Below are 21,822 nucleotides of genomic sequence, written 5' to 3' on the forward strand. Positions count from 1 at the left end.
TTTAAATGGGAGAGAAAAAATGGCCTATATGATTGTTGCTGAACGTTGTACCGGTTGTGGCTCGTGCGAGTTTGAATGCCCCAATAAGGCGATCAAGCAAAAGGGCGATGCCTTCGCCATTAACCCGGACAAATGCACCGAGTGCAAAGGTTTCTTTGACGAACCGCAATGCGTCGAGGCTTGCCCGGTGCCGCGCACCTGTATTCCGGCCCCCGCCGCCGCTTAAAAACGAGGACATACGGATGATCGCTGGCGAAAAAGACGACATTGTTGAATTGCATGGTCCGCCGGTTTTTGTCGGCGGCGACAAGGTGCGCGCCTGCAAATTCATCCGTAACGACGGGACCTTTCCCGGCAAACGCATTGGTGATGCGTTGATCGAGAAAGGTGACGTTGGCTATGTGCGTGAAGTCGGCACATTCCTGCAACGCTATTACATCTATTCGATTGATTTTATTGATCGGGGGATGATTGTCGGGATGCGGGCGCATGAACTGGAAATGGTCTCGCCCGCACCTGATCGTGACGACGCGTAATGTAAACCTTGTGGCCGCTTACGGCGGCTCAACCCGGGGATTTTTTATGAAGGTAACGTTCCGCCACAGCAACGGACAACTTTCAGCCTATGTGCCCAAGAAGGATCTCGAAGCCCACGTCATCGAACAGCAATCGGATGCACTGTGGGGCGGTTGGGTTTTGCTTAACAATGGCTGGAAGCTGGAATTGCCCGCAATGCCGGTGGATACACACCTGCCCATTACGGTCGAAGCCCGCAAGGTGGAAGGGTGACGGACACGCTGCACCACGTTAAGGCTGGGTTGGTGGCAGGGAATCTGATCCCCTTCCTCGGCCCTGAGGTGTTGCGGCTGGGCGGCGCCCCGTCCGTGCCAGCCAGCCCGGCTGAACTGGCGGCGGCTTTGGCGGCCCGTGTCGGTGTGCCGGGGCGCATCCGCAACAATGTGTGGTCTTCTGCACAATATATCGAATCCAAAAAACACCGCCTGACGCTGATGCGCGTGATGGGGGCTATCTTCGCCCCGCCGGTGGTGCCCAATCGGTTGCAGCAATGGTTGGTGCAGATTGCGCCGCCGCTGATCGTCGATGCCTGGTACGATGCCGCCATAGTCACGGCGTTGCGTGATGCCGGGGCAGATTTTGCTCAGGTTCAGGCGGTCACCCGCAACGGCAAGCATGAAGATATCTGGTTCCGCTATCTGAACCCGGATGACAGTGACGCCAGCGCCGATGCTGCGCAGGGCTGCAAGACGCTGCTCTATAAGCCGCACGGGGCGATGGCGCCGCGGGGGGAGTTTTTGCTGTCGGATTCGGATTATGTCGAGGTACTGACCGAGATCGACATACAATCGCCCATTCCGCCGCCGGTGATTGAACGGCGCACCAAACGGGGCTTTGTCTTTATGGGCTGCCGGTTTGGCGAACAGATGGAACGCACCTTCGCCCGTCAGATCATGAAGCGCTCCGCCGGTCCGCATTATGCGGTGATCGAGGGTGAGTTGACCCGCAACGAAGCCCATTTTCTGGAAGAACAGCATATCGAACGGATCGACCTGCCGCTGGCCTGCGCAGTGACAATGCTGACGGCGTGAGGAAAGGTTAGGAGCGGGGACGCATCCGTATCTTGTATTGCAGATACGCAAACAGGCGGTTTTCACCGCCTGTCTGAACTTATTTGCGTAATACCGCTTCTTTTGGTAACGCCGCCTCGGTTGTTGTTGCAAGCGGGGTGAGTTGCATATCGTATGTTTGGGGGTATCTGGCGCTGGCCCCGTTGGAGGCATCGATAATAATGCCGACAATGCCGCCAATAAGTACGTTGCCCAGTACCCAGCCATTAAATTTTGAAGGTATGGTGCCGGGCTGTGAAGACCAGCCGTCTTTGGTGCAGGTGATCTTCATGTCGTAATTGGAACGAAGAACCCGCACCGCGCCGGGGCTGACAACATGCCATTGGCCGCGTGGATTGGTCAGGGTGCAGTCTGCCCCTGTCTCCGGTGTGGTCGAAACTTTGATGGGTTGCGAATGCCCGGAAACGATTACGGCACAGCCATTCAATGCGATCGCAGCGCTTAATGCCGCGACGCAGCCAAACAGTCTTTTAAACAAGATGTATTCCCCAAGATGTATAAATTTATGGGGGTGTTTATAGGGTATATCGTAATGGGTGCAATCCCCTTTACGTTGATATGTGTTTTGTTTGTGCGGTGGCGGCGGTGCTGACGGCGTGAGGTATCAGCGGTTTTCTTGAGAAAGCCCCATCAACACCGGCACCTGTTGCTCGATTTCGGCGGCAATAACCGGGTCCAGCTTCCTGCGCCATTCTTCCGGGATTGCATCCACGCCATAAGTTGCCCCGCCCAGCATACCGGCAATCGCCCCGGTGGTGTCGGCATCGCCGCCCTGATTGACCACCTCGGTCATCAGGTCGCGAAAATTGTCTGTGGCAAAATAAAAATGCAGCACCGTCTGCATGGTGTCGAGGATATAGGCCGACGACTGGCTGTGAAACGGGGTGAAGCTAAAGCCCTTATGTTCGGCGACCAGCGCGTTGGCATGGGCCCGCACTGCCTTGACCCCGCCGCCGGTGAACAGGCTGTGCAGCATGCGCCCCAGCGTCAGGCAAGCTGCATCCGATAGCGGGTGGTTGTGGGTGATGTGGGCCTGCGCCAGAATACGCGCTTCCAGTGCGGCTTCATCGCCCACCGTTGACAGCGCCACCGGCAACAACCGCATTGCTGCACCATTACCGGCATCGCCATCGTTATAGGGTTTGTCCATGGTGCCATAGCGCATATAGCGGGAAATGCCCCGGCGGCAGGTGTTACCGATATCGACCGGGTGGGTTTTCATCCAGGCGACGAAATTGTCGCAAACCGCCTGCAGATTCCAGCCACCGCTCGTGATGATGGCGCGGGCCAGATACAGCGTCATGGCAGTGTCGTCGGTGGTCTGACCCGGTTTTAAGCGCAGCCAGCCGCCGCCGATAATTTTGTCATGCACACCATATTGCTGGGCAATTTCGCGCTTGGTCATGAATTCGACGGTCGCGCCCAGTGCGTCGCCGATGGCAAGTCCCCAATAGGCGCCACGGGCCCGCTCGATCAGACTGGGATCTTTGGGGGCGAAAATCCGGGGCGGCTTAATAATAGCTCGAACTGGCTTCATAATCCCCACCAATGACCAGATATTCGCCCTCGCCGCGCAATGGATGGCGCGGTAGCAGCGCGTTGAAGAATAGAATTTTTACCACCGGAACCTCGATCTTCAGGATGATGTCGCCAAAGCTTTCCGCCACCTCGCGATCCGATGTGAACGAGACCAGATTGTTGAGCCGCACAATGATGTGGTGCTTGCTTCGCCGCTCGACCAGCAGGTTTTCCTGATAATCGTTGGTGCCGCGATAGAGCGTGATATGTTTGCAGCCGACCGAATGAAACCGTGTCAGGCTCCATTGGCTGAATTCGTACAACAGATCGAGCTGAGCCGAGATGGCGTTGGAATGAAACCGGCTCGACATTTTTTCTTCGATATAGCTGATCCAGGCTTCGCAGGGCAGGTGGGTGATCTGGCCTTTGTGATAGGTTGGAAACAGGCCGAAGCGGCTTTCCACCCAACCTTTGAGTACTGCGCCTTCCGGTGAATTGGATTCGTAGCCCCAGCCGCGCAACAGACGTAGGTAACTTGAGGCGCGAAAGCGTGCCGGGCCCCGGCCATTGCGGTCCTGATCGTCGAGGTCGAACACCGCTGCCATATAAGACTGGAACAGGTCGGCGGCATCCTCGGCGGTGGCGCTGTCTTTGAGCATGGTGAACAGGGTGCGGTTGGTCTCGCGCACACAGGAAATATGCAGCGGCACCGGAAAGGCGTTGAACGACGCACTGGCAAGCAGCCCGGTCGGCACACTGACAAGATTGGTGCTTTGGCCGCGATCGATCTGCATGTACCGGTTTGTCCATTCTATCCGGCGGTCGTCAGCCGTGGTGCCTCGGTGGCTCTGGTGTCGGGTGTGGCAAAGGGCGAAACCGCCCGCGCGCGGGTGACAATGGCGGGTAGCAGCGCCAATAACCGTTCAACCTCTTCGGCGCTGTTGCTTTGGCCAAAGGAAAAACGCACTACGCCCTGGGCCCAGTCAAAGGGCAGCCCCATGGCGCGCAGTACATGCGATGGCTCCATCATCCCGCTGGAACAGGCCGATCCGGCCGATGCGGCAATCCCCGCCGCATCCAGATCGTGCAGAATGACTTCACTTTCCGCCCCGACAAACGCGATGGACGCGGTGTTGTAAAGTCGGTTGGCGCCATCGCCCAGCACATGGCAACCGGCAATGCGGTTTGTCAGTTCGGCCTCGAAATGGTCACGTAAGGCGGTGATCGCGGTGGTGTCTGCCGCCATCCGGGTTTCGGCCAGCGCTGCCGCGGCGCCCAGGCCGACAATGGCCGACAGGTTCTCGGTTCCGGCGCGCCGACCGCGTTCCTGTTTGCCGCCGCTGATCAGCGGGACAAGCCGCAGGGGATGGCGGACATAGAGCACACCGATACCCTTGGGGCCGTGAAATTTATGCCCCGACAGCGAGATCATATCGATGCCGCTGTCTTGCAGCATCAGTGGGATTTTTCCTGCCGCCTGTACCGCATCGCTGTGGAACAAGGCGCCGGCAGCATGGGCTTCTTCGGCCAGTTCGGCCACCGGAAACAGGGTGCCGGTTTCGTTGTTGGCCCACATGATCGACACCAGGGCGGTGCGCGGGCTAAGCGCGCGGGTGAAGGCGGCGCGGTCCAGCCGCCCCTGCCGGTCCACACCGATGCGGTGAACCTTGAGGCCGAACATCTGTTCCAGCCGCCGGGCACCGTTCAGAATGGCGGCATGTTCCACCGCCGAGATGATGATTTCGTTCTGCCCCTCACGCCCGATGGCCTGCCACAGGGCGGTGGCATCAGCCTCGCTGCCGCCCGAGGTGAAGATAATTTCCTCCTCGCGCGCCGCGCCGATAAAGTGCTGGATCTGACGGCGGGCCTGGCGCAGCGCCGCCGCCGCCACGCTGCCTTGCTGGTGACCAGAGGAGGGGTTGGCAAAAATCTCACTGAAAAACGGCAGCATCGCCGCCACTACGGTCGGATCGGTGGCAGTGGTGGCGTTATGGTCGAGATAGATGGGGTTTGTTGCTGGGTTGCTCATGCGGCCTGATCTGCCCGGCGGCGGACATGGGCCAGCAGGCTTTCGCCGCCTTCTTCGTTGAAGCATTTATCGAAATCACAACATTCGCCACAGCTTGGTGCCATGCACAGGCTGTATTCGGCGTCGCGGCATAAGGTGCGATAGAAGAATTTTTTCCACTTCATGTCGGCATTATTGCGCCGGGCCAGTGGAGCAAAATGGGTTTGCATCAGTTTGGTCAGTTCGCCGCGATTGGCCAGCCCGAGATCTTGCCAAAGATGGTTGGGCCGCTGGGCGCGGCGGGCGATCAGCGTGGCCAGCAGCCGTTGTTGCGGTGTGTGCGCGGTGGCGGCGCGCTGCAACAGATCGATCAGGCACAACTCGTCCTCGCTGCGTACCAGAACGGCGATCGATTGCTGCTGCAGCCAGTCTGCCTCGTCCGGGAAGATCGCTGCCAGCAGAGTGCAATCGTCAAAGCCCGCCGTTTCTGCCAGTGTGCAGTGCTTCCCCTGGGCATCGCCCGCCGACAGCGCCAGAATACAGGCCAGAACATGGGCATTAAAACCATCACCGGCGGCGGTGCAGTCGGGGGCACGCATCAGGCGTTGATAAATCGCACCGGCGTATTCGTTTTGCCCCATCCTGATCGCACCACCTTTAAAGAGCCCGAACAGCTATAAAACAACGCAAAGTCTGTGCCAATGCCAGTGAGGCAGGCTTGTTTGTGCAATGGTTGTCCGGCTGTCGGGTTTGTGTCGGGCTTCTGCCGTGCGCCATGTCGCAAAACAGACATCCGGTGTGCGGCGAGTTGATTTAGAAAAGCCTGAGAATGCCTCGCATCTCACTTTATAGACGACAACGACACTTATACAGGACATTTGTTCTGTTATAATTTTGAATGGGTTAAGTGAAATGTCGGGGTGTGTCCCGAACTGGGCGCAGAAACTGGCACGGGCCATGCTAGGTGAGGGGCGTGTGTTGAATGAAAGTCGTGCGATGAAATCCTATAGCGACAGATCGGGCGTGTATTACGGCAGTGCGCGGACACCTCGCGGTTTGGCGCTGGTGCTGGGAACCGGCGAAATTGCCTCAGCAATAGCCGCTGTGATGCACAGTCGGGGCTGGAGCGTGATTTTATCGCATGATGCCGATACCGCCGTTCTCAGGCGCAGCCATGCCTATTACGATGCGCTGTTCGGTGATGCGGTAACGCTGGACGGCATTGCTGCCCGTCAGGGTTCCAGCCGGGTCGAGATCGAACGCATTCTGGCGGCCGGAGATTCGGTGGTAGTGACACCACTGGATCTGATGGATCTGATCGTACTGGGGCCATTTGATCTGCTGATCGATGCCCGCATGCAGGATGGCGCACCCAAACCCGAATTGCGTTGGCTGGCCGGATTATCCTTTGGTGTGGGGGCTGGTTGGTTTGGCGGCGTCAATTGCGATATGTCGCTGCGCCTGCCGCTGGCAGAAGCCGAACCTCAAGCCATCACTACGGCGCCGCAAAGTGGTTACTGGTACACCGCCATCGAGCCGGGGATGCGGGTCTATCGCCATCTTGACATTGGCAAGGCTGGCGGGGCCACCGTGCGCGCGCCCTGTGACGGGGTAGTGCAGGGAATTTTACGTGATGGCTTGCGGGTACGGGCGGGGATGCCGCTCATCGAAATTCACCCCCGCTTGCGTAAAGCGCTGGCCGGCACGATTAATCCGTGCGGGCGCGATATCGGTCGCCAGATTGCAGCGGCCGCCAGCTCGATGATCCGTGGCATGGATGGTGTGCTCAGCACGGTGGCTGGCTGAGATCAGAATTTCTTCAGTTCAATGTCATGCTTGCGTAAGGCATAGCCGATCTGGCGCGGTGTCATGCCCAGAATACGTGCGGCCTTGGCCTGAACCCAGCCTGCCGTTTCCATGGCCGAGACCAGCCGCTCGCGCTCCTCCTGCAGGGATTGTTGCGGCGAGTGTGTGGCATGCTGCGGAACATAGGCTGATGGTTCGGGCGCGTGCCCAGAGACCGGGCCGGTGGGTGTGGCCACCGGTGTGGGGGGCGGCATGTGATGGCTGTCGTTTTCATGACCATGCACCGGGGCAGGATGATGGGCCATTTCTGTGTGATGGGCTTCACAATGGCCCTTCCACAGCATTGCCGATAAACAGACCCCGCTCTGGCAGGCAAAGTCGATTTCGGTGATGTTTTTGCTGTGGGCCAGTGATGCGGTATGGCGCACGCAATTGTCCAGCTCGCGCACATTACCCGGGAAAAAACAGTCCTTCATGATGCCGAGCGCCGAAGCGCTGAAGCTCATCTCGCTGCCATGTTCACTGTTGAATCGGCGCAGGAATTCTGCGGCCAGCAGCGGAATATCCTCTTTGCGCTCACGCAGCGACGGTAGGAAAATCGGCACCACAGCAATGCGATAATACAGGTCGGCGCGGAAGGTCCCGTCGCGCACATCGGCTTCAAGATCGCGATTGGTGGCGCAAACCAGCCGCACATCGACCTTTAAACTGCGGGTGCCACCGACGCGTTCAAACTCGCCTTCCTGTAGCACGCGCAACAGCTTGGCCTGAAAGAAAGGTGAGATCTCGCCGATTTCATCGAGGAACAGGGTGCCGCCATGGGCCAGTTCGAACCGGCCCTTGCGCTGATTGATGGCACCGGTAAACGCCCCCTTTTCGTGGCCGAACAATTCGGACTCGAGCACGCTTTCCGGTAGCGCGGCACAGTTAAGCTTAACGAAGGGGCCATTCTTGCGCGCCGACAAATTGTGGATCGCGTTGGCGAACATCTCTTTGCCGGTACCGGTTTCGCCACGCAGCATGATCGGCGAGTTGCTCTGGGCAACAATACGAACCTTCTCGATCACCGCCTGCAAGGCCGGGCTGCGCCCGATAATCCCTTCGATGGTGGAGGAGGGTTTGACCGTTTGTGGCTGATGTTCTTTGACCAGTCTGGCCTGTTCGGCCATCAAACGCTGGCGGTCCTGCGCCACCACCTTATGCAGGCGCAGGGTCTGGCCCAGAAGATTGGCCACCATGGTCAGAAAGCGCACATCGGCATCAAAAGGCGTCGCACGGTCACGATCACTGACCCGGTCAATCGTCAGCGTGCCCATAACGGTGTCGTTCTGTTTGATCGGCACCCCGATGAACGACACGGTGCGGTCGCTGGCTTCGGTCAGATCCGAGGTATCAACCTGGGTGAACAGCGGATCGCGGCTGATATCGGGAATGACCAGCGGCATCTTGGTCACGACGATGCGGCCGATGGCCTGTTCGGGTAAGCGTTCAAAATAGCGGGCGGCGTTATCCTCGCTCCAGCCCGAGCCGACGACGATGTCGGCTTTGCCTTCGCCATCGAGCAGGGCAATCAGCCCGTGGCGCATATCGAGGAAGCTGGACAGCAGCGCCAGCACGCCGGATAAGGTCGGCTCCAGCCGGTTTGGCGAAGCCAGCAGCTTGGAAATTTCGTAAATGCCGCCCAGGGCGACCTCAGCCTGATTGCGCCCTTTGGCAGTCCATTCATTGGGTATGGCGGCGACGATGGCGTTCATCGAGCTTACGGTTCCCCTTTGATGGATATAAGCTTAGAAGTACGGCCCGTCTTGGCAAGCCGCCACTCGTAGCCCCTTAGCCCATCAGTAATTCTCTAAAACAACACGTTATTTATAACGCATCTTTCTGTTGTAGTAGATGATACTGGTAAAGTGATGGCTGCGGCAGATTGGTCTTTTTTACAGTTCCTGCGGCGGGTTAACGCGTCTGTGCCAGTGCCATGCTCTTAACTTGTGCAAAAACGTGCGAGCCCGATTTGAAATTGAGCGTTTGCCAGGATTTGCGTGTGACACTCGATAGTAACTGAACCGGTGGATCGGTGCCTTCAATGTCGAGCAGAATCATCATCTGGCTGCGCCCCACAGGCGTCGCTTCAATTATGCGGGCCGGAAAAACGTTCAGCAGTGTGCTGGTCGTCGGGTGGTCCCCTATGGCGAGGCTGACATCGCTGGCGCGGATCTGTAGCCGCTGATGGCTGCCGATGGCCCCCAGCCGCCCCGGCACCTGAACCAGCACGCCGCCAGCCCGGCAAAGGGTAATGTCGAATTCCTCGTCATAGCCTTCAAGGGTGATGTGGAGTACGGCGGCTGCTTCCTGCTGACGTGCAATCGGCAGTGTGAGATCGGTCAGAAGTTGGCTTAGCGGGCCGCTGGCGGTGACTTTGCCACCTTCCATCAGGATGAGATGATCGGCCAGCCGTTCGATTTCTGAAAAATCATGGGTGACGTAAATAATCGGCAGCCCAAGCGTTTCATGTAAGGCCTCAAGATAGGGCAGAATCTCGTTGCGGCTGGCTTTATCGAGTGCCGACAGCGGTTCGTCCATCAATAACAGGCGCGGCTGCGTCAGCAGGGCGCGGGCAATGGCAATGCGCTGTTTCTCGCCACCCGACAAGCCATAGATCGAACGTTTCAGATCGGTGTTGATCCCCATCAGCTCGACCACCCGCGCCAGGCTGAAGGACTTGGCGGCATTGCCGGCACGGCTGAGGCCGAAGGTAAGATTGTCCCGCACCGACAAATGGGGAAACAGTCGCGGCTCCTGAAAAACATAGCCGATGGGGCGGCGGTGCGGTGGCAGAAAGCCATTGGCATCCTGCCAGACATCGCCATCAACGCAAAGCGTGCTATTTTCAAAGCGGGCCAGCCCTGCCAGTGCACGCAGCACCGTTGTTTTGCCGCAGCCCGAGGGGCCGAAAATGCCGGTAATGCCGCTGGCCGGAATGGTGAAGCTGGTATCAAGGGCAAAGCTGCCCACCGTTGCCTGAAACGACGCTGTAATTACACGCATTACATTCACATCCGTAACCGGCGCGTCTGACGCTTCTCAACCAGCATCATGACCAGAATGACGATAAACGAGAAAACCACCATGCCAGCGGAAAGGGCATGCGCCTTATCCCATTCCAGTGTTTCGACATAATCATAGATGGCAACCGACAGCACCTTGGTCTTGCCCGGAATGTTACCACCGATCATCAGCACAACGCCAAACTCCCCCACCGTGTGGGCAAAGCTGAGCACCGCGCCGGTCAGCACGCCGCCGCGTGCAATCGGCAAGGCAACCGAAAAAAATGCGTCGATCGGGCTGGCGCGCAAGGTGGCGGCCGCCTCCAGCGGGGCGCTGCCGATGGCTTTGAAGGCGCTGCGCACCGGCTGCACCATGAATGGCATCGAGTAGAAGGTGGATCCCAGCACCAGCCCCGGAAAGGTGAAGGCGAGCGACTGCATACCAAAATGCTGTAGCAGTGGTGCCAGCGGACCATCGGGGCCCATGGCGAGCAGCAGATAAAAGCCCAGCACCGTGGGCGGCAGCACCAAAGGCAGCGCCACAATGGCGGCAATTGGTTCTGCCCACCAGCGTGTGGTACGGGCGAGCCACCAGGCTAGGGGTACGCCGATGATCAGTAGCATCAGCGTGGTCAGCCCGGCCAGCTCCAGCGTTAAGAAAATGGCCTCAGCCATCGGAGGTTACTTTCCACCTTTCAGCGCATAGCCGTAACGCTGAATGATTTCCGCCACAGCCTTGCTTTTCAGGAAAGTATAGAAGCCCTTAGCCACGGTATTACCCTGGCCATGTTTCAGCAGAACGGCATTCTGGACGATGGGGGAATAATATTTTTCCGGCACCAGCCATAGCGAGCCTTCTTTCTGCCCGATTACCTGGGAATAGGCGACAAAGCCAAGCTCGGCATTCTTGCTCAAGATAAACTGATACGTCTGGCCAATATTTTCGCCGGTGACGATCTTGGCTTCAATGCCCTTGTACAGACCCAGCGCGTTCAGCGTTTCAATTGCCGCTGTGCCATAAGGCGCCGCTTTGGGGGTGGCCACTGACAGATGCTGGAAGGCCCCCTTTTTAAGTACGGCACCATCTTTATCGACATAGCCGGGGATGGCGCTCCACAGTGCCAGCTTACCGATGGCATAGGTAAATTCGCTGCCCTGAACGGCAAAGCCTTCCTGCACCGCCTTTTTTGTGCGTTCGTCATCAGCCGACAGGAAAATGTCGAAGGGCGCACCTTGCGAGATCTGGGTGTAGAACTGGCCGCTGGCACCAAAGCTGAGATCGATGGTGTAACCGGTGCGCGCCTTATACAGCGCTGCAATCTCCTTGGCCGGTGCGGTGAAGTTGGCCGCCACTGCTACCGAGGCATCCCCGGCCATTGCAGGCAGTGCACCGAACGTCAACAGACTGAGCAGTGCTGCGCCTATAAGTGAAATACCCCATCCCCGCCGTTGCATGCTGTGTCTCCTTAAATGGTTGCCGCCGTCTGGCACATTGGTTTCGCCCAGGCCCCGATGCGGTGGATGTCAGGTTAGGGTGGTTCCAATTCCATGTCTAGGACGCTGCGCTTGTGCGTGGCACAAGACGTAATTATGACGGAAGCTGAACGTATTTTGTGCAATCCGTCCGTGGGGCTGCGCAATTGCAGGTCATCAGCCGTTGGTGTGTGGTGTGATGGCGTCGGGCACCGAATAACGTCCCGAGGGTATTTTCCCATATGATAGAAATACTTTGCATATAAATTTTGTTGTCGTTTATGAACGGCGTCTGTCCTGTGTCAGGGGTAGGTCGGTGTGCGGATATTTTAAGCAAAATACGGAAGAAATCTGAGAATTATGCTTATTTAACGTGATTTTATAAATGAGCAGCGACACAAAAGCGCAAGCCTGAAGCGTTATTTTGTCACGACATACGTAAGATATGCGTAACAAGTATTGCCTGCGCAGATCCTTCCGTCGCCTACTGAAAACCTCATGCCCTTGGGGGGCAGTGTATTTTGCGGGAGAAGATGGAAGATGAAGCGTACTCGAACGTTGTGGGCTGTTTTAATGGCCGCACCAATTATGGCGATTTCGCCATCCGCCATGGCAGCAACCGATGGCACGGATGCAAAAATTCAGAATTTACAGCAGCAACTGGAAACACTGCAAAAGCAGATTGCTGATTTGAAAGCGACCGATAGCGCTGCGCTGGAGGCTGCCAAGAAACAGCGCGAAGAAATTGAAGGTCGTGTGGCCGAAACCGAAAAGAAGCAGAAATCAGCAGTAACAACGACACTAACCGCCGGACGGCCGACCTGGTCAAGCGCCGATGGTGCCTTTACGGCATCGATACGGGCCGTGCTGCAAGCCGATTATGGCTACTATATGCAAAGCAAAAGCGCTCAGAAGCTCAGCACCGGGCCGGATCTTTCCAGTGGGGCTAATATCCGTCGTGCCCAGCTTGGTCTGCAGGGTAAGTTGTTTGGTGACTGGTCCTATAACTTCAATTACGATTTCGGCAATTCAGCCTATGAAACGCCGGGCAAGATTTTGAACGCCTATCTGCAGTATGACGGGTTGGGGCCGCTTGCCATCCGCTTTGGTGCGTTTGCACCGTCTTACAGTGTAGAAGACCAGACCTCGGCAACCGATCTGATGTTTCTGGAGCGCAATTCGCCGACCAACATGCTGCGTAACGTTGCTGGTGCTGAAGGGCGGGTCGGCGTTTCGATGATCTATGCCGGGCCGGAAGTTTTTGGCGCGTTGTCCTATACCACCAGCAAGATCGCCGATACTGGTTCGTTCGATGAACAGTCGGCACTGGTCGGGCGGCTGGCTTATCTGGCTATCAACGAGAAGGATGCCCACCTGCTGGTTGGTGGCAACTTCATTCATGTCTTCTCGCTACCGGATACCTATGCCGCAGGCGTAACCACTGCACCGATGCACAGCATCACCTTGTCGGATTATCCGGAAGTCACCGTCGATGATAATGCGGTTAAGCTGATCAGCACTGGGGCGCTGGCGGCCAAACAGTTCACCAGCTGGGGCGTTGAAGTGGCGGGTAATTACCAGAACTTCTATGCCCAGGCTTCCTATAACGGCATGCAAGTCAACCGGGCCAGTACCTACACGGTCTTTACCGCGTCGGGTACGTCGTCGAATAAGACGCTGGCGGTGAAAGATAATTCTCTGTCCGCGTGGTATGCGCAGGTAAGCTGGGTGCTGACCGGCGAAAGCAAGCCCTATGTTCCGGCCACCGCCGCCTTTGGCTCGCCTAAGCCAGCGCAGCCCTTCTCGCTGGAGGATGGCACCTGGGGGGCATGGGAATTGGTCGGCCGGATGAGTGATACCAACCTCAATGACCGACTGGACGATCCCACCAGCTATATTTCGGCCTGGTCGGGTACCAGTAAGACCTATAGTTTCTATAATTCGTCACGTGGCGGCGATCAGAAGGTTTATACGCTGGGGATCAACTGGTATCCCAACAGCGTGGTGCGTTTTGCGCTGGATTACATGTGGGTTGATGTCACCCGCTACAGCGCAACAGCATCTTCAACGACGCTGCCGACGGCCAATATCGGGCAGAAGCTGAAGGTGATTGCATTGCGCACGCAATTGGCACTGTGATGCTATTTTAGTCAGCAATCCCCCGCTTTTTGAGCGGGGGATTTTTTTTGCCAAAGCAATTTTTTTTGGGATAGTCTGGCGCCATTCCGTCAGTTTTTTTTCGGCGTGTGAAAGGAATTTAAAAAATGAAGATCTCGGCGCGCAATGTCCTGCCCGGTAAAGTCACCAGCATTACCAAGGGGGTAACCACCGCCCATGTCACGCTCGATGTGAACGGTTTGACCATCACGGCATCGATCACCAATGAATCGGTGGAAGAACTTGGGCTGGTCGTCGGCTCCAGCGCACAGGCCGTCATCAAGGCATCCAGTGTTCTGATCGCGGTTGATTGATGGTGTGGGGGCAGCGGTATTCCGTCCAGCAAGGCGCATAAATGGGACGTAACAGCTTAAGCAAATATCGCCAGACCCGCGGCCTTAGCGCGGCGGAGCTGGCGGCCCGTATCGGTGTCACCCGACAAACGATTTATTCCATGGAAGCGGGCAGTTATGTGCCCAACACCACGGTGGCGCTCAAATTGGGCCGTGTGCTCGGCGTCAGCGTCGAAGAGCTGTTTCCGCTCGAAGACGAACCGGCCTTTGCCTATCCGCCGGAAAATGTCGTGATGCTGCCCAATGCGCAGCCCGCCTATGATGGCCAGCCGGTACAGCTTTGTCAGGTCGGCACGCAACTGGTTGCGGCCTGCCCGGAGCCTTTGGCGTGGAGCCTGCCACCCGCCGATGGCGTGCTGATCGGGGCCAAGCAAAAGGCCCGCATGCAGGTGCAGCCCTTTGGTGATCGCAAAAGTCTGGGCAAGCGGTTGCTGGTGGCGGGGTGCGACCCCGGCATATCGGTCTTGTCGCGCCATCTGCAGCGCGCCGGGATCGAACTCATTTTAGTCAACCGCAACAGCACGCAATCGCTCGAGCTGCTCAAAGCCGGGCTGGTGCATGTCGCCGGAACCCATCTGCGGGACGAGGCGACCGGGGAATCCAATCTGCCTGCGGTGCATCGCTATTTTGACAAGCGGGCGGTGGCGGTGATCGGCTTTGCCATCTGGGAGGAGGGCATTGTGGTCGCCCGCGGTAACCCCAAACATATTGCCACGATGAGCGATTTTGGCCGCAAGGGGGTGAAGATCGTCAACCGTGAGCCGGGGGCAGGCTGCCGCATCATGCTGGATGCCGCGCTGGACAAGGCGGGCATTGTCGCCACATCGGTCGGCGGTTACGACAATATTGCGCTGGGCCATCTGCCCGCGGCCTGGCAGGTGCAGATCGGCAAAGCCGATGCCTGCATCGCCACACGCGCGGCGGCGGCGGTGTTCGGGCTCGACTTCCTTCCTTTGGTGCGGGAGCGCTATGATCTGGTCATGCGCCGTCAGAGCCTTAATTTGCCCGAGATGCAGGAACTGCTCGACACACTGGGGCGGTCGAGTTTCCGGCGCGAGCTGGAAGGCCTGGGCGGTTACGACACCTCAACCGCGGGCAGCCGTTTCGCCTGATTATTCTGCTGTGCTTTATTCTGCCGCCCTAGCCTCGATCGTCGCCGGGGCGGTTTTAAAGCGAGCCGTCAGCTTCGACAGATGTTCGGCATTTTCGGCCATGGAACGGGCGGCGGCATTGCTTTCTTCGGCCATGGCGGCGTTCTGCTGGGTGGATTGATCCATCTGGCCAACTGCGCCGCTGATTTCGGTCAGCGAAACAGCCTGTTCACGCTGCTTGGTAGCAATTTCCGCCATCAGGGCATTGATGCGGCCGGTATCGGCCGCAATGCGTTGCAACAAGGTGCTGCTGTCGCTGACCAGTTTGACGCCCTGCTCAACCTGTTGCCCGCTGGTGTGGATCAGCGCCTTGATCTGCTTGGCTGCTTCGGCCGAGCGCCCCGCCAGAGCCCGCACTTCCGAAGCAACCACGGCAAAGCCGCGACCGGCTTCGCCCGCGCGGGCGGCTTCCACCCCGGCATTCAGTGCCAGCAGATTGGTCTGAAAGGCGATCTCGTCGATAACGCCGATGATTTGTGTGATCTCGCCCGACGAGGCATCAATGCGCTGCATGGCGGCAATCATCTGCCCGACCATGGTTTCGCCCTGCTGGGCATCCTGATAGGCGTCGGTGGCCTGACTGCTGGCGGCTTTGGCGTTGTCGGCAGACTGGCTCACCGTGGTGGTGACTTCTTCCACGGCGGCGCTGGTTTGTTCCAGTGTGGCGGCCTGACGCTCGGTACGGCTGGCCATATCCTCAGCCGCTCCACTGATCTGGCGTGTTGTGGCGGCAATATCGGCGGCCCGGCTGTCGATTTCGCGTAAGGCGTCGCCAAGATGGTCAATCGCGGCGTTGAAGTCATCCTGCAGCCCGCGATACCCCTCGGGCAGTTCATTGAACAGCCGATAAGTCAGGTCTCGTTGTGCCAGCGCTTTCAACCCGGCACCGAACGAGGTGACGACCAGCTCCATTGAGCGTTTTTGTGCGGCTTCTTCGGCCGCGCGCCGGGCTGCTGCGGCGGCAATGCGTTCGGCTTCGCGCTGGCGGGCAGCGTCTTCACGGTCACGTTTATTTTGTTCAAAGCTGGCGATGGCGTGATTGAAATTGTCCTGCAGCACGCGATAGGCGGCAGGTAAGTCCGTATGGAGCCGGAAGGCGAGGTCATCTTCCGCCAAGGCCTTTAGTCCTTCACCAAAGGTGCCGACCACCAAGGCTTCGGCGCGGGTCTGAGCATCGGCTTCCGCGGCGCGACGGGCGACTTCTGCTGCCTGCCGGTCGGCCAGCCTTTGCTGTTCGGCCTTTTCGCGGTCGATCAGGCCCTGTTTCATGTTGTCGAGCGTGGCGGCGATGCGACCGGTTTCGTTGCGATCTTCCAGATACGGAATGTCGATGGTGCGGTCGCCGCGGTTGAGGCGGCTCATGGCATCGTCCAGACTGCTGAAGCGCCGGTTGAGGCCGATAACAATCGCCGTGGTCAGCGCCAATGACAGGGCAATCAGTGCCAGCACTATAGCGATATTGACGATCAGCCCATCGGTTAGCGTGGCCACACGGCGGTCGAGCAGGCGGGACAGTTCGCCATTGGTGGCCATCCACGCCGCATTGACCGTGGCAGGGAAGCTGGCGGACGCCGTGGCATAACTGTTTGTGGTGCCGTTCAGTTCGGCGTGTGCGGCCTGTGACAGTTCGGCGGCGTGGCGGTTCAGCGCCGCCCGGTGTGTCTGTAAGGCCTGGCGGGTCAGCCCTTCGGCGTTGTTGCGCATACTGGTGTCGAGCGAGGCTAACGTGGCCGCCGCCGCTGTTTCAAAGCGGTCCAGCGCCATGGCAATCTTGATGCGGCGGTCGGGATCTGTGGCGGGCACGGCCATCGCCTGATTCAGGGCGATGCTTTTGTTCAACAGGTCGGGCAGCTTCACCGTGGAAGCGTCCATAGCATAATAGCTGTCGAGATCGGGGTCGAGCGTCAGGTTGGAGCCATCGGCCACCGCCACGATCAGGTTGGCCGCCGCTGCCGCACGTTCGGTGCCGTGGGCATTGGCAAAGGCGGCATAGGCCGGGGCACTGGCGAACTCTGCATCATCGCTGTCATGGCCCGCGACGTTACTCTGGCTGCTTTGCAACGCCTGCCAGATGCGCTGGTTATAGGCGGTACCCAGCCGCTCCTTGGCCGAGAAGTCGATATTGGTTTTACCGTACTGGGCCAGCAGATACGCACTGACGGCTGAGGACAGGATAAAAATCCCTGCGACCAAACCAAGACGGAAGCCGATGGAGAAACGCCGGTTGAGCAAGTGAAACATCTTTACACGCAGTTTTGTACACGCGTTACTGTCTTGTTGTGGTGGTTAATAAGTCATTAATCAGTTTCAAAAAGTGACGATATTCCAAATGCTTAGATTTTGTGCGGTGTGGTGTGGTGTGGTGGGTTTAGGCTAATATGCTGATCAAATTAACAAAATGAAAATGCACATTTTGGACATGCATAAAAAACAGCCAATATAATCCCTGAAAGCCTTTCACAAGGCTCTGCCAGCTTATGCGGCCTCGGTGGTTATCTTGCTGTCTGGTGCGGTTTTAAAGCGGGCGGTCAGATGGGACAGATGGTCGGCCCCTTCAACCATCGAGCGGGCCGAGGCGCTGCTTTCTTCCGCCATGGCGGCATTCTGCTGGGTGTTGTGGTCCATTTCAGTAACGGCGACGCTGATTTCACGTAAGGAAATCGCCTGCTCATTTTGTTTACCGGCGATTTCGGCCATCAGGGCATTGATTCTGCCGATGCCCGCCGCGATGCGATCAAGCAGCTGACCGCTTTCATCAACCAGCTGCACGCCGTCTTTGACTTGTTTTTCGCTGCTGATAATCAGCGCCTTGATTTCTTTGGCTGCATCGGCCGAGCGCCCGGCCAGTGCCCGCACTTCCTGTGCGACTACGGCAAAGCCCTTACCGGCTTCACCGGCCCGTGCGGCTTCGACGCCCGCATTGAGCGCCAGCAAATTGGTTTGGAACGCAATCTCGTCCATGAGGGAAAGTATCTGGCTGATTTTGCTCGAGGAGGCAGCAATGCGCTGCATGGCTTCTGTCATGCTTTTGGACATAGCGGCGCCATGCTGGGCTTCCTGATACGCTACCTGAGCCTGTTCGCTTGCCGATTTTGCACCGTCAGCGGACTGGCTCACGGTCGCCGCGACCTCTTCAACCGCCGCGCTGGTCTGCTCCAGTGTCGAGGCCTGTCGCTCGGTTCGGCTGGCCATTTCTGCGGCGGCCGTACTGATCTGGCGCGAGGCCGAGGCGATCCCTGTTGCCCGCTTGTCGATTTCGGTCATGGCTTCAGCAAGGTGGTTCAGTGCTTCGTTGAAGTCCTGCCGAATGGTTTGATAGCTGCCGGGCAGATCGGCATGGATGCGGAATGTCAGATCCCGCGCCGCCAGTGCGCTCAAGCCCTGACCGAAAAGCGCGGCAACCTGCTCCATGGTTTTGGTATAGGCTTCTTCGGTACGGCGTTTTTCGATGTCTGCGGCGCGGATGGCGTCCTGTTCAGCCTGCCGCAGACGGGCGGTTTCCCGGCGCTCGAGCTTGTTGCGTTCAGAGGTGGCGATGGCGTGGTTGAAGTTATCCTGCAAGACGCGATAGGCCTCGGGTAATTCGGTGTTGAGGCGGAAGGACAGGTTTTCCTCGGCCAGCGCCTTCAGACCTTCGCCAAAGGTGCGAACAACCAGGGTTTCGGCGCGGTTTTTGGCTTCGGCTTCGGCAACCTCGCGGGCGGCTTCTGATGCGGCGCGGTCGGCACGGCGCTGGCGCACGCCTTCCTCGCGCTCGATCATGCCCTGTTTCATCCGGGCTAGGGTGGCGGCGATGCGGCCGGTTTCGTTGCTGTCCCCGGTAAAGGGGATATCGATGTCATGGTCCCCCTGGTTCAGTCGGTTCATGGCTTCGTCGAGGCCGGTGAAGCGGCGTTTGAGACCCAGAACAACCCTTAATGTTAAGTACATGGCGGCCAGAATCAGCCCCAGCACGATGGCCATATTGACGATGAGTCCGTTGGTCAGTCTGGTGATGCGGTCATCGATCAGGCGGATCAGCTCGTCATTGCTTGCGCTCCAGGCGGCATTGATGAGCGCGTCCGCCGGGGCCGCAGCGGTGGTATAGTCATTGGCCCTGCCGTTCAGCTCGGCCTCGGCGGCTTCGGTCATCGGCGGCACAAGTTTGGCAATCGCGGCACTGTATTTCTGCAGCGCACTGCGGGTCTTGCCTTCGGTATTGTTTCTGATACCGGCCTCAAGCGAGGCGATGGTCCCCTCGGCTGTGGTTTCAAAGCGGTCCAGCGCCTTGCCGATTTTCATGCGGCGGTCCGGGTCGTCGCGTGGGGTTTTAACCGCTTCGCTTAATATGTGCGCTTTATTGAGCAGGGCTGGCAACTTTACCGTGACGGCATCCATGACATAGAAACTGTCGAGGTCAGGATCGAGTGTCAGGTTGGAACCATCGGCCACGGCGACGATCAGGCTGGCGGCCGCCGCGCTGCGCCCGGTGCTGCCGGTGGTCTGGGTGAAAGTGGCGTAGGCCGACGCACTGTCAAAGGTGCGGTCATAGATCTCGTGGCCCGCGATATCTGTTTTGCCTTGCCACAGGGCCTGCCAGATCAGCCGGTTATAATCGGTGCCAAGGCGTTCCTTGCGGGAAAAGGCAATATTGGTCTGGCCGTAATTGGCCAGCAGCACCGTACTGACCGCGGTGGCAAGGATAAACAGACCTGCAACGAGAAACAGACGCAAACTGATCGACAGGTGTCGGTTCAATAAGCCAAACATAAGATCCGTTTTTCGTTATGGGGCTCCAATTTGTAATAATGCCAAAAATAAACCGTTGAGGGAGATTTATCTCCATCAACGGTTAAGGGAGTGTGTAAATTTTTAGACGGTTACTTACTTCGCCACCGCCATCTTTTCCGGCCCGGCTTCTTCTTCCGTCAGCGCTTCCTGGGCCAGTACCGTGACCTTTTCTGCCGTCACTTCGGCAAAGCCGCCAGAGACGTAAAAACGGCCTTCGTCATCGCTGCCGCTCACCGTAATAACGCCGGGGCGCAGGGTGGAGATCAGCGACATATGGCCGGCCATCACGCCCATATCGCCGTCAGCACCAGGAATGGTGACCATGTCGGCGGTGGTGGAGAGCAGGAGCTTTTCCGGCGAGACCAGATCGAAGGTAATTTTGTCAGTCATGTTTTCTGTCCGCTACCCCTCTTCCGCGGTGGCGGAAGAGGGCAGGGTGAATGTATTAGGCCTGGGTCTTGAGTTTTTCGGCCTTGGCGACGGCTTCTTCGATGGTACCAACCATATAGAAGGCCGCTTCCGGCAGATCGTCATACTCGCCCTCGACCACGGCCTTGAAGCTGCGCACCGTGTCTTTGAGGTCGACGAAGGCGCCGGGGATACCGGTGAACACTTCGGCAACGTGGAACGGCTGTGACAGGAAGCGCTGGATCTTACGGGCGCGAGCCACGACGATTTTGTCTTCTTCCGACAGCTCGTCCATGCCCAGAATGGCGATGATGTCCTGCAGCGACTTATACTTCTGCAGGGTTTCCTGGACCCGACGGGCCACTTCGTAATGTTCCTGACCAACAACGCGCGGATCAAGAATGCGCGAGGTCGAGTCGAGCGGGTCCACGGCCGGATAAATACCGATTTCTGTCAGGGCACGCGACAGGGTGGTGGTGGCGTCCAAGTGAGCGAACGAGGTGGCCGGCGCCGGGTCGGTCAAGTCGTCAGCCGGGACGTAAATCGCCTGCACCGAGGTGATCGAACCCTTGGTGGTGGTGGTGATACGTTCCTGCAGGGTGCCCATGTCGGTCGCCAGCGTCGGCTGATAGCCCACAGCCGAAGGAATACGGCCCAAAAGGGCAGACACTTCGGAACCGGCCTGGGTAAAGCGGAAGATGTTGTCGATGAAGAACAGCACGTCCTGACCCTGATCGCGGAAATATTCCGAGACGGTCAGACCGGTCAGCGCGATACGGGCGCGGGCACCCGGCGGTTCATTCATCTGGCCGAACACCAGCGCGCATTTCGAACCTTCCGTGGAACCCTTCTTCGGGTCTTTGTTCACGCCGGATTCGATCATTTCGTGATACAGGTCATTACCTTCGCGGGTACGCTCGCCCACGCCGGCAAACACCGAATAGCCGCCATGCTTCTTGGCGATGTTGTTGATCAGTTCCTGAATCAGAACGGTCTTGCCAACGCCGGCGCCACCGAACAGGCCGATCTTACCGCCACGGGCATACGGGGCGAGCAAGTCAATGACCTTAATGCCGGTGACCAGCACCTGCGATTCTGTCGACTGTTCGGTAAAGGACGGCGCTTTGGCGTGGATCGGGCGCTTTTCGGCATACTGGACCGGGCCACATTCGTCGACCGGTTCGCCGATAACGTTGATGATACGTCCGAGCGTGCCATCGCCCACCGGCACGGCAATCGGAAGGCCGGTGTCGGTCACCGTCTGGCCACGAACCAGGCCGTCGGTGGTGTCCATGGCGATGGTGCGCACGGTGGATTCGCCCAAGTGCTGCGCAACTTCAAGCACCAGCCGGTGGCCATTATTGTCCGTTTCCAACGCGTTAAGAATCTCCGGCAGGTGATCGCCAAACTGAACGTCCACCACGGCGCCGGTCACCTGGGTAATTTTGCCGGTCAATTTGCTGCTTGTCGTCGCATTCATGTCTTTTG

Annotated in this window: 21 protein-coding genes; 8 read left to right on the forward strand and 13 right to left on the reverse strand. The window is 58.2% G+C overall.

From position 1 onward, the window contains the following. Positions 1–19 precede the first annotated feature (19 nt). From ACZ5RI_RS08045 to ACZ5RI_RS08060, 4 genes are read left to right on the forward strand one after another with little or no spacing between them, the layout of a single operon-like run. A complete protein-coding gene (locus ACZ5RI_RS08045) occupies positions 20–226 on the forward strand; it encodes a 4Fe-4S binding protein (protein ID WP_464510762.1) in 207 nt (68 codons plus the stop codon). Between the two features lie 16 nt (positions 227–242). Beyond that, positions 243–536: a nitrogen fixation protein NifZ gene (locus tag ACZ5RI_RS08050; protein WP_464510766.1), complete on the forward strand. Its 294-nt coding sequence runs from the start codon at positions 243–245 to the stop codon at positions 534–536. Positions 537–582: 46 nt separating this feature from the next. Continuing rightward, positions 583–789: a putative nitrogen fixation protein NifT gene (gene nifT / locus ACZ5RI_RS08055; protein ID WP_464510770.1), complete on the forward strand. Its 207-nt coding sequence runs from the start codon at positions 583–585 to the stop codon at positions 787–789. Further along, a complete protein-coding gene (locus tag ACZ5RI_RS08060) occupies positions 786–1,607 on the forward strand; it encodes an SIR2 family NAD-dependent protein deacylase (protein WP_464510772.1) in 822 nt (273 codons plus the stop codon). Before nifT ends, ACZ5RI_RS08060 begins: the two co-directional genes overlap by 4 nt. A gap of 79 nt (positions 1,608–1,686) precedes the next feature. Here the strand turns inward: ACZ5RI_RS08060 and ACZ5RI_RS08065 are convergent, their stop codons facing one another. The 5 genes from ACZ5RI_RS08065 to ACZ5RI_RS08085 form a co-directional block, all read right to left on the reverse strand. Then, positions 1,687–2,124 (reverse strand): hypothetical protein, encoded by a 438-nt coding sequence (locus tag ACZ5RI_RS08065; RefSeq protein WP_464510775.1) that lies wholly within the window; start codon positions 2,122–2,124, stop codon positions 1,687–1,689. 126 nt (positions 2,125–2,250) lie between these two features. Next, complete coding sequence (gene draG, locus ACZ5RI_RS08070) at positions 2,251–3,183, reverse strand: ADP-ribosyl-[dinitrogen reductase] hydrolase (RefSeq protein ID WP_464510779.1); 933 nt, start codon at positions 3,181–3,183, stop codon at positions 2,251–2,253. Beyond that, a complete protein-coding gene (locus ACZ5RI_RS08075) occupies positions 3,158–3,958 on the reverse strand; it encodes an NAD(+)--dinitrogen-reductase ADP-D-ribosyltransferase (protein WP_464510782.1) in 801 nt (266 codons plus the stop codon). Before ACZ5RI_RS08075 ends, draG begins: the two co-directional genes overlap by 26 nt. A 17-nt stretch (positions 3,959–3,975) precedes the next feature. After that, positions 3,976–5,193, reverse strand: coding sequence for an aminotransferase class V-fold PLP-dependent enzyme (locus tag ACZ5RI_RS08080; protein ID WP_464510786.1), 1,218 nt, complete (start codon positions 5,191–5,193; stop codon positions 3,976–3,978). After that, complete coding sequence (locus ACZ5RI_RS08085) at positions 5,190–5,813, reverse strand: nitrogen fixation protein NifQ (RefSeq protein ID WP_464510789.1); 624 nt, start codon at positions 5,811–5,813, stop codon at positions 5,190–5,192. The genes ACZ5RI_RS08080 and ACZ5RI_RS08085 overlap by 4 nt, the downstream gene beginning before the upstream one ends. A gap of 271 nt (positions 5,814–6,084) precedes the next feature. Between ACZ5RI_RS08085 and ACZ5RI_RS08090 the strand changes: the two genes are divergently transcribed. Continuing rightward, positions 6,085–6,978, forward strand: a complete 894-nt coding sequence (locus tag ACZ5RI_RS08090) for a biotin/lipoyl attachment domain-containing protein (RefSeq protein ID WP_464510792.1) — start codon at positions 6,085–6,087, stop codon at positions 6,976–6,978. Between the two features lie 2 nt (positions 6,979–6,980). Here the strand turns inward: ACZ5RI_RS08090 and nifA are convergent, their stop codons facing one another. From nifA to modA, 4 genes are all read right to left on the reverse strand, one after another. Beyond that, the gene (gene nifA, locus ACZ5RI_RS08095; protein WP_464510795.1) at positions 6,981–8,732 is read right to left on the reverse strand and encodes a nif-specific transcriptional activator NifA; all 1,752 of its coding nucleotides are present in this window, start codon (positions 8,730–8,732) and stop codon (positions 6,981–6,983) included. A gap of 199 nt (positions 8,733–8,931) precedes the next feature. Beyond that, positions 8,932–10,023 carry a molybdenum ABC transporter ATP-binding protein gene (modC, locus tag ACZ5RI_RS08100; protein WP_464510798.1) on the reverse strand — a complete coding sequence of 364 codons (1,092 nt, stop codon included), beginning with the start codon at positions 10,021–10,023 and terminating at the stop codon, positions 8,932–8,934. A 5-nt stretch (positions 10,024–10,028) separates the two neighbouring features. After that, positions 10,029–10,697 carry a molybdate ABC transporter permease subunit gene (modB, locus tag ACZ5RI_RS08105; protein ID WP_464510801.1) on the reverse strand — a complete coding sequence of 223 codons (669 nt, stop codon included), beginning with the start codon at positions 10,695–10,697 and terminating at the stop codon, positions 10,029–10,031. 6 nt (positions 10,698–10,703) lie between these two features. Next, positions 10,704–11,477, reverse strand: a complete 774-nt coding sequence (modA, locus tag ACZ5RI_RS08110) for a molybdate ABC transporter substrate-binding protein (RefSeq protein WP_464510804.1) — start codon at positions 11,475–11,477, stop codon at positions 10,704–10,706. A gap of 591 nt (positions 11,478–12,068) precedes the next feature. On the opposite strand from modA, the gene ACZ5RI_RS08115 reads away from it, so the two are divergent. The 3 genes from ACZ5RI_RS08115 (at position 12,069) to ACZ5RI_RS08125 (ending at position 15,117) form a co-directional block, all read left to right on the forward strand. After that, complete coding sequence (locus tag ACZ5RI_RS08115; protein WP_464510808.1) at positions 12,069–13,634, forward strand: porin; 1,566 nt, start codon at positions 12,069–12,071, stop codon at positions 13,632–13,634. Positions 13,635–13,759: 125 nt separating this feature from the next. Then, the gene (locus ACZ5RI_RS08120) at positions 13,760–13,966 is read left to right on the forward strand and encodes a TOBE domain-containing protein (protein WP_464510811.1); all 207 of its coding nucleotides are present in this window, start codon (positions 13,760–13,762) and stop codon (positions 13,964–13,966) included. Between the two features lie 41 nt (positions 13,967–14,007). Continuing rightward, a complete protein-coding gene (locus tag ACZ5RI_RS08125; protein ID WP_464510815.1) occupies positions 14,008–15,117 on the forward strand; it encodes a substrate-binding domain-containing protein in 1,110 nt (369 codons plus the stop codon). Positions 15,118–15,132: 15 nt separating this feature from the next. Here ACZ5RI_RS08125 and ACZ5RI_RS08130 read toward each other — a convergent pair whose 3' ends face one another. The 4 genes from ACZ5RI_RS08130 to atpD form a co-directional block, all read right to left on the reverse strand. Next, entirely contained in the window at positions 15,133–17,397 is a 2,265-nt protein-coding gene (locus ACZ5RI_RS08130; RefSeq protein ID WP_464510818.1) for a methyl-accepting chemotaxis protein, read from the reverse strand. Positions 17,398–17,631: 234 nt separating this feature from the next. After that, entirely contained in the window at positions 17,632–19,893 is a 2,262-nt protein-coding gene (locus ACZ5RI_RS08135) for a methyl-accepting chemotaxis protein (RefSeq protein WP_464510822.1), read from the reverse strand. A gap of 126 nt (positions 19,894–20,019) precedes the next feature. After that, positions 20,020–20,316: an ATP synthase F1 subunit epsilon gene (atpC, locus tag ACZ5RI_RS08140; RefSeq protein ID WP_464510826.1), complete on the reverse strand. Its 297-nt coding sequence runs from the start codon at positions 20,314–20,316 to the stop codon at positions 20,020–20,022. A 55-nt stretch (positions 20,317–20,371) separates the two neighbouring features. Beyond that, positions 20,372–21,814 carry a F0F1 ATP synthase subunit beta gene (atpD, locus tag ACZ5RI_RS08145; RefSeq protein WP_464510830.1) on the reverse strand — a complete coding sequence of 481 codons (1,443 nt, stop codon included), beginning with the start codon at positions 21,812–21,814 and terminating at the stop codon, positions 20,372–20,374. Between the last annotated feature and the right edge of the window lie 8 nt (positions 21,815–21,822).

The sequence above is a fragment of the Micropepsis pineolensis genome (assembly GCF_055392125.1).